The sequence below is a fragment of the Mycobacterium sp. genome, from assembly GCF_052143115.1.
Taxonomy (GTDB): Bacteria; Actinomycetota; Actinomycetes; order Mycobacteriales; family Mycobacteriaceae; genus Mycobacterium.
The window spans coordinates 1-7,976 of the sequence record NZ_JBKQTQ010000221.1; the positions used below are offsets into that span (position 1 = coordinate 1).

Genomic DNA, 7,976 nt, shown 5'->3' on the forward strand with positions numbered 1-7,976 from the left:
CTGGAGCGCATTCCGGAGAGCCGTATTCATACGGCTCTGGAGGCGTCGCTCAACTGTGAGGTGCACATCCTCACCGAGTGACGGCTTGCGCGGAGTCATTGTCCGAGGAACTCCAGGATCGGGGGTGCGGCCTGCACCCAGGTGTCGAACATGTTGAAGTGCTTCACCTTGCCCGCCGCACGTTCTTCGGACGCACGTTCCCATGCATCCTCCGGCCAGGGCGGATCGATCAACTTCGATCCCTTGATCAAGCAGCTGACTTCCAGGGACGTCCGCTTGGGATGATCCCAGTCGTTCTCGCCGCCGCGAATGATCAGTGTGGGAACCTGGATGCGGTCGAACATTTCGTCCTCGACCCCGGGAATGGTCTGTCCGGGTTTCGACACGAAAGCGTTGAGCCAGCGCAGCATCACTTTGAGGAACTCGTCGCGGTCGAGGTCGAGGAACCGTTGCTTGTTGGCCGGGTTCTCCTCGATACGCTCGCGCCACTCGGGCACCTGCAGCAGTCCCTCGACGCCTGTTCCGCGGGCCGCCAGAATGCTGGGAACGATGTAGTACGAGCCCAGTACGAACGTGCCGTAGATGCCACCGACGATGTTCCACACCACGAGTTTGGTGACCAGGTCGGGATAGAGCATCGTGGTCAGCATGGAATCCCTTGCGCCACCCGAGCCTCCGGCGATGATGCACGGCCCGAAGCCGAGCTTGGTCACCAGGGTGCGCAGCGTCTCGGCGCGCATGTGTGATTCGCTCTGCCCGTAGAACTGTACGTCGGACTTCCCGCAATTCGGGCGGTCCCACAACAGCACCCGGTACCCACCGTCGACCAAGGCTTCAGCCAGCGGGCGAAGTCCCGGGATCTCCTTGCTGAACCGGCCACCCGGCGTCAGAGCGATGAGATCGCCTGATTTTCCGAGGATTTCGTAGACGACGTTCCCACCGTTGATTTCCATGGAAGCCACGGGCTTTCTCCTCCAGTGTCAGGCCGTCACGAGGACGTCGTTGCCGACGACCCGGACCGGGTAGGTGCGGATGCTCCACTCTGGCTTGACCGCCGTCGTCCCGGTAGCGAGCTCGAAACCCCATTGGTGCCAAGGGCAGTAGATGTACTCCAAGTCGCGAACCATGACCGCGTCGCCCGCGGCGGTCTCGTCGACGATGGTTCGGCCGCGAGTGCGGCCGGAGCACAGCGGTCCGCCCTGATGCGGGCAGTAGTTGGCGATGGCGTAGAAGGTGCCGTCGACGTTGTAGACGCCGACACCGTGTCGCCCGATGGGCACCAGTTTGTGCGTTCCGGGCGGGATTTCGTCCACGGCGGCGACGACATGCTCGCGGCCCTGCGCAAGCCGGGGCCGCTTGACTTCTTCGGGCATTCAGAACACCCGCACCTGGCCCTCGAGTACCGGAACAGTTTCCGGTAGGTGATAGGTCGCGATGCCGTTTTTGAACATGACCGCTTCGCGGGCCGCTTTGGGAAGGTGTTTGACCAGCCAGCGCGGGTCGTCAAAGGTCCAGTGCGGGTAGTCCGAGGAGTACAGCAGGATCTTGTCGCACTCCATCCACTCCAGGGCGCGGGTCAGTTCCGTCTTGTCCTCGGGGTAGTCCAGCGGCTGGGTGGTGAACTTGATGTTGCTCTTGACGTATTCCGACGGCTTGCGCTTGATCTCCATCCATGACTTGCGTGCTTCGTAGATGGCATCCATCCGCCACATCAGCGGCAGGATCCAGGAGAAGGCGTGCTCGACGAACACGAGTCGCAGGCTGGGGAACCGGTCGAATACCCCGTCGAAGATCAAGCTCATCACTTGGTTGGCGGCCAACAGCGAGTAGGTCACCATGAAATCGTGGTTGTAACTGGGGAACCCAACCGGAGGCATGGGTAGCTCGTCAAAATGGCTTCGCGACAAGTGGCAGCTCACCGTGATGTCGTGCTTGGTGGCCGCAGCCCAGATCGGATCGTACTTCGGATCACCCCACGACGGGCGCGGCTCGGCCTTGATCAGGATCTGCGCCATGTAGGGGTGCCCGGCCCAGCGCTCGATCTCGCGAACGGTCGCTTCCGGCTCCTCGATGGCGGCGCAGATCGACCCGCGCCACCGTTCGTGCCAGTTGTTGTGGCTGTCCAGCCAATGGTTCGCCTGCCAGTCGTTCAACGCGCACGCCATCGCGTGCTGCGCCCCGGGCAGGCGCGCCGGGTATGCGCCAGGTTCCAGGATCGCGATGTCCGAGCCGGCCTCCATGATCAGCTGCCTCAAGGCCATGTCCGGGTCGCTACCGGGGAACTCGCCGTCGGGGGGGAAGGTGTCCATGCGCATCGCATAGGCGTGCGCGTAGTCGGGAGCGTCGTAGTAGATCTGGTCACCGACATTGCGAGTGAGGAAGTATTTGCTGCGCCACGGCTCCGGGATATACGGGGTGAGCTCACCGCGTTTGGGCACCGGATGGACGTCGGAGTCGACGCACCGGACGGCGATTCGCTCGGCTGCGGGGGTGCGCTCTTGCGCCTGTGTCAGGGTCATCGTGGTCTTCCTTCACCAATCCCGTTTACCTAATGACTAGTGTGTGCCCACACCGGCCTGGACGTCTATGCCGTAGAGGTCGGCGGCGTTTCGCCAGCACAATTTGTCGCGCTGTTCGGCAGTGAATGCGCTGGGCACCTTCAGCTCATTGCACTGCCAATGCGGATAACTTGAGCCGAACATGACCATGTCGTCCTTGCCGGTGAAGCCGAACCATTCGCCGGCGAATGGCGCGTCACCGGGCCCGTCGAGGCTGCCCTGCACGAAATACACGTGGCCGGGGAGGTAGTCGCTCGGCAACTTCGGCGCCCACGGCGTCTGCTCGAGGTGGGGTCGGCCGAAACAGTCCATCCGCCAGATGAATGGCGTCAGTAGGTCCGCCGCTCCATCAGCCCAGACGAACTTCAGCGCGGGCAGCCGTTCGAATACTCCCTCGGCGATCATGTTCATCAAGTGGTACAGGTAATTCAGCGCCATGAAGCTGACGTACTGCTCGTAAGTGTGGGTGTTGCCGGACGGCGTTGGCGTAAAGCCGATGCCCGAGCCGACCTCGATATGCACGGCCACCGGCAAGCCCGCGTCGACTGCCGCCTCCCACAGCGGCCAGAACTGCGGCTTGCCGTACAGCTCACGCGACTGCAGCGGAATGCCGATCTGCACGATGCGCGGATGGTCTTTGTACTTGTCGATCTCACGCAAGGCGCCGGTGATGTCGTCGGGATTGACTCGAATGGTGCCGCGGTAGCGATCACCGAACTCGTCGGACTCCAGCCAGCGCGCCACCATCATCTCGTTGTGCGCGGCATGAAGCGCGGTGCCCAGGTGCCGGTCGGGCATGATGCCGCGGCCCATGGGATGCAGGATCGCGACATCGACCCCGCGCTTCGAAAACAGCTCGCGGCCAACCAGTTGTGGGTCCGAGCCCGGATATTGACGGTCCGGCCCCTCGGTGTTCGGGGCGTACTCGCCGCCGGGTGCGCCGTACCAGTCCATCTCGTAGTCGGGGAAACCGCGGCTCTTGAACGGCTCGCGCAGGTGGCCGCGTAGGTCTTTGTTGGACGGGAAGAAGATGTGCACACTCGCGTCGATGACGGGTGTTCGCGTTCCGTCTGGGTGTTCTATCACCTAAACCACCCTTCGCGGCGCCGACGACTGGGTCGGGCCTGCTGGCAATACGCTAGGTAATCTAACATTCCTGTTCATCGCCAATCAATGGGGTTTCCGGTAAGCATTTCGATTAATCATCGCACCTGCTAGTGGGCACAATTGGGGGTAGCGCGCGTAAGCGTTGTTCTTGTATACCGATAATATCATTCTCCCGGTTCGGGGCTCCCCGCGCCCACCGGACCCACCACGACGCCGGCGGCTCGTTCGATCGGCTTGATCGCCGAGGTGAAGTCCGAGTCGGCGCCCTCGTCGCGCATGGCGGTTTCCCACAGTCGCCCGACCGCTTCGGCGACCTCGACAGGCACGCCGAGCGCCTTTGCTTCGTCGAGATACAGCCGTACGTCTTTGACCATCAGCCCGGTGGCAAAGCCGTAGTCGAAGGTACGCGGGAGGATCGCGCGCGGGAATTTGTCGCGGCTCGCACTCGTCGCGCCCGAGCCCGCATTGAGCGCGTCGATCATCACGCCGGGGTCCAGACCGGACTTGACGCCCATCACGACGACTTCTGATGTCGCGACGAGGACGGTGGCCGCCAGGATGTTGTTGGCCAGCTTCATCGTCTGCGCGGAGCCAGGCGTCTCACCGATGTAAAGCGGCCTGCCGATCGTCTCGAAAGCCGGCCTGAGTAGGTCGAACTCCGTGCGGGGGCCCGAGACCATCAAGGTAAGTGTCCCGTTTTCGGCTCCGCTCACGCCGCCGCTGACCGGGCTGTCGACCGTCGCGATATTGCGTGCGGCGAGAAGACCGTGAATCTGGACCGCCGTTTGGCTACCGACGGTAGAGAGGTCGACGTAGCGCTTGACTCTGCTGCCCTCGATCACGCCACCGGCACCGCCCGCTACGTCAAGTGCGACTTCGGGCGACGGCAGGCTGGCCATGACGGTCTCCGCCAGGTCGGCGACCTCTTTGGGTGACGACGCCGGCTGCACGCCGACTGCGACGGCCCTGTCCAGCGCTTCCGCGCGAGTGTCGAAAGCGACGACGCGGTGATTCGCCTGAATGAGGCGCCGTGCCACCGGAAAGCCTATGTGGCCCAAGCCAATAAATCCGATCTCCACTTCGACCGCCTAGCTCTCGCTGGCCTTCCCGCTCGTGGCGCTGGTGAAAGTTCCTGGCGAGATTGTCACTGTGCTATTAAGAGAATAGTATTCTCACAGCACGTTAACTGAGCTAAGGAGCTGGCCGGGATGCTGTTGGAATTCGACGCCGATCAGCGGCTTTGGCGGGAAACGGTGCGTGATGCGGTTGGCAAGCAATGCCCACCGGCGCTGGTCCGAGGCGTCGCCGAAGATGGCGTGGACCCGACCCCGGTCTGGAAGGCCTACGTGGAGCACGGCTGGACCGAGATGAACGATCCGGAGACCGCCGTCGAGCTTGCCATCGTGCTGGAAGAGCTGGGCCGCGCCACCGATCCCACTCCGTTTCTGGCGACGATGAGCCAGTTCGCACCGTTGGCGGCCGATCGGTTCGACCCGCAGGCGTCCGGAACCGCCGTCTACACCGGCGTAACAGCGCACCGCGATGGCGATGCGTGGGTGTTGGACGGCACGGCCAAGCATGTGCTGGATGGGGATCGTGCCGACTGGTTGGCGGTGGTGACCGATGCCGCGGTGTTCATCGTGAGCGCCGCCGAGGTCGCCGGGCAGGTAGCCAGGCGACGCAGTTCGGTGTTCGACCCGGTGTTGCATGTCGCCGACGTGACGTTCAGCGGGGTCCGGGTGCCCGACACCGCGCGGCTCAGTGTTGACACTGAGCGCGCGCGTCATGTCGCGCTGATGGGCATGGCGATGACGATGGTCGGCGCCTGCCAACGCATTCTGGATCTGGTGCTCGACCACGTGCGCAGCCGTCACCAATTCGGGGTGCCGATCGGCTCATTCCAGGCAGTCCAGCACAAGGCCGCCGACATGCATGTGGCGGTGGAGCGGGCCCGGGCGCTGGCTTATTTTTCAGCGTTGACGATTGCCGAGGACGACCCGCGTCGGCGGCTGGCGGCCGCGATGGCGAAAGCGGCCGCGGGCGAGTGCCAGTCGCTGGTCTTTCGCCATGGCCTGCAACTGTTCGGCGCGATGGGCTTCACCTGGGAGAACGACCTGCAATTCGCGTTGAAGCGGGCTAAGGCGGGCGAGCTCCTGCTCGGCGGGGCCGCCGAGCACCGGGCGATGATCACCGAGGAGTACCGTGCAGCTCACCTTTGATCCCGATGTCGAGGCATTCCGCGCGGAGTTCGTCGCCTTCCTCGACGAGCACATGCCGGCGGCCGCCGCTGAGGCGTTGGAGCGGCCGAAGTCGGTGTCGCACATGCCGGCCTGGGCACGCCGTTGGCAGCGGCTGCTGTTCGACAACGGCTGGCTGCTGCCTACACAGCCGCCGGAGTTCGGCGGTCGCAACGCAACCGTCTTGCAACAGTATGTCTATTTGGAGGAGCTGTGCCAGCGGCGGATCTACCACAGTTTCAATCCGCAGGGCGTGAATATTATTGCGGCGTCGCTGATTTCGTTCGGGTCTGACGAGCAGAAACAGCGTTGGGCAGTGCCGATCCTGCGGGCCGAAATCACCGCCTCATTGGGGATGAGTGAACCCAGCGCCGGGTCGGATCTGGCGTCGCTACGCACAAAAGCGGCTCGTGACGGTGATGATTTTGTCGTGAATGGCCAGAAGGTGTGGACGTCAGGTGCGCATGATGCGGACGTGTTGCTGACATTTGTGCGCACCGATCCAGATGCCGCCAAGCACAAGGGGATCAGCGTGTTGCTGATCCCCACCGATACTCCTGGCGTAGTGCGCCGGCCATTTCCGTCCATCTGCGGGCAGGATGATCTGGACTTCAACGAGGTGTTCTTCACCGACGTGCGAGTGCCGGCCGAAAATCTGGTCGGCCCGCTCAACCAGGGCTGGCGGGTGGCCAACGGATCGCTGGGGCACGAACGCACGATGATGTGGCTGGGGTTCGCCGATCGGCTGGACAATGTCCTGGCCGATTTCCATCCCACGAACGCACTCGAACGTGACCAGTACGCCACCACGCTGATGGACTATCAGGCACTCCGCCTGCTCGGCTCGGTGGCCCTGGCGCGCGCCGCTCGTGGCGAGGAGGATGTGCCCGCGTTGTCGGTGCTCAAGCTGTTCGGCTCCGAAGCCGAACGGCAAGCATGTGAAAACGCTTTAACAGCAGCCGGATCCGAGGGCCTGGCGCACCCTGCACTGACGGGTGCCTACGCGCCGATGAACCTCGACCACTTCTTCGGCAGCTGGTTCGAGCGCTACGCCCGCAGCTTCTCGGGCACGATCGCCGGCGGCACCTCCGAGATCCAGCGCAACATCATCGCCCAGCGAGTGTCCTCCTCCCGTCATTGCCGGGCTTGACCCGGCAATCCATGGACCCCCGGGTCAAGCCCGGGGGTGACGAGAAGACTTGCCGATTCTATCATGGCGGAATTCGCTCTAGCTCGGCCCAACTTGATACAAAATCGCCCTTACCTACTGAGTCACCTCTTCGGCATGGCAACGAGTTCAGGGCCTAGGGCTGCTCGGGCGCGGGCGCTCCCGGCCCGTGTTTGGGCGCCTCGATCCCGACGCCCACCAGATGGCCGAACAAGGTCATGATTTGCTGGCGATCCGCCGCCGGCAAGGGCGGCTTCTTGAGTGAGGCGATGTCCTCGCGCAGATGTTCGGGCTCGCTCGTGCCGAACAGCACCACGTCCACACCGGGCTCGTCGCGCACGAAGCGATAGGCCGCATCGATGATCGAGCTCGCCCCTCCCTCGTGAACGAGGAAACCGAGCGGGTCCGGCGCCTCGCCCAGCCATTTGGGGAGCTTGCCCTCCGCCGCGAGCGCGCGCACCTCGGCCGTGAGCCGCTCGGGCTGGGCGAAAATGCTGCGCACCGCGAACATGATGAGCGTGCCGACCTTCCTCGCCATGGTCTTAGGGAAGACGCTGATGCGGGCATTCTGGTGCATCATGTTGAAGGCAACCATGACGGTGTCCCAGATGTTGTCGTCGATGAGCGCGCGCTCTAGCATCGTGTGGTCGAGATCGTAGGGTGCCGCCTCGGTGATGCCGATGAAGCGGAGCTTGCCCTTCTCCTTCTCGCGCAGCACCGCCGGATAGATCACCTCCCGCGTCTTTTCGTATATCTGCGGCGCCACGGCGTGGATCTGGAGCACGTCGAGATAATCGGTCTGGAGCTGGCGCAGCGAATCGTCGATGCTCGCCACCACGTTCTCGGGCGTGAAAAGCTCCCAGCTCGCGTATTTGGCGGGACTGGCCTTGGTGGTGATGACCAGGC

The 7,976-nt window shown here is 63.6% G+C and carries 8 protein-coding genes; 2 read left to right on the top strand and 6 right to left on the bottom strand.

The window, feature by feature from the left end; all coding sequences use genetic code 11:
• Positions 1-95: 95 nt before the first annotated feature.
• From ACLQI9_RS22100 to ACLQI9_RS22120, 5 genes are all read right to left on the bottom strand, one after another.
• Complete coding sequence (locus ACLQI9_RS22100; protein WP_442377109.1) at positions 96-962, bottom strand: alpha/beta fold hydrolase; 867 nt, start codon at positions 960-962, stop codon at positions 96-98.
• Positions 963-980: 18 nt separating this feature from the next.
• A complete protein-coding gene (locus tag ACLQI9_RS22105; RefSeq protein ID WP_442377111.1) occupies positions 981-1,373 on the bottom strand; it encodes a Rieske (2Fe-2S) protein in 393 nt (130 codons plus the stop codon).
• A complete protein-coding gene (locus tag ACLQI9_RS22110) occupies positions 1,374-2,519 on the bottom strand; it encodes an amidohydrolase family protein (protein WP_442392206.1) in 1,146 nt (381 codons plus the stop codon).
• Between the two features lie 36 nt (positions 2,520-2,555).
• Positions 2,556-3,644: an amidohydrolase family protein gene (locus ACLQI9_RS22115; RefSeq protein WP_442377115.1), complete on the bottom strand. Its 1,089-nt coding sequence runs from the start codon at positions 3,642-3,644 to the stop codon at positions 2,556-2,558.
• A gap of 185 nt (positions 3,645-3,829) precedes the next feature.
• Entirely contained in the window at positions 3,830-4,744 is a 915-nt protein-coding gene (locus tag ACLQI9_RS22120; RefSeq protein WP_442377117.1) for an NAD(P)-dependent oxidoreductase, read from the bottom strand.
• 129 nt (positions 4,745-4,873) lie between these two features.
• On the opposite strand from ACLQI9_RS22120, the gene ACLQI9_RS22125 reads away from it, so the two are divergent.
• Together ACLQI9_RS22125 and ACLQI9_RS22130 are read left to right on the top strand one after the other, a co-directional pair.
• Positions 4,874-5,884, top strand: coding sequence for an acyl-CoA dehydrogenase family protein (locus ACLQI9_RS22125; protein ID WP_442377119.1), 1,011 nt, complete (start codon positions 4,874-4,876; stop codon positions 5,882-5,884).
• Positions 5,868-7,052 carry an acyl-CoA dehydrogenase family protein gene (locus ACLQI9_RS22130; protein ID WP_442392207.1) on the top strand — a complete coding sequence of 395 codons (1,185 nt, stop codon included), beginning with the start codon at positions 5,868-5,870 and terminating at the stop codon, positions 7,050-7,052. The genes ACLQI9_RS22125 and ACLQI9_RS22130 overlap by 17 nt, the downstream gene beginning before the upstream one ends.
• Positions 7,053-7,206: 154 nt before the next feature.
• Here the strand turns inward: ACLQI9_RS22130 and ACLQI9_RS22135 are convergent.
• The coding region (locus tag ACLQI9_RS22135; protein WP_442392208.1) for an aldo/keto reductase at positions 7,207-7,976 on the bottom strand (770 nt) is incomplete at its 5' end.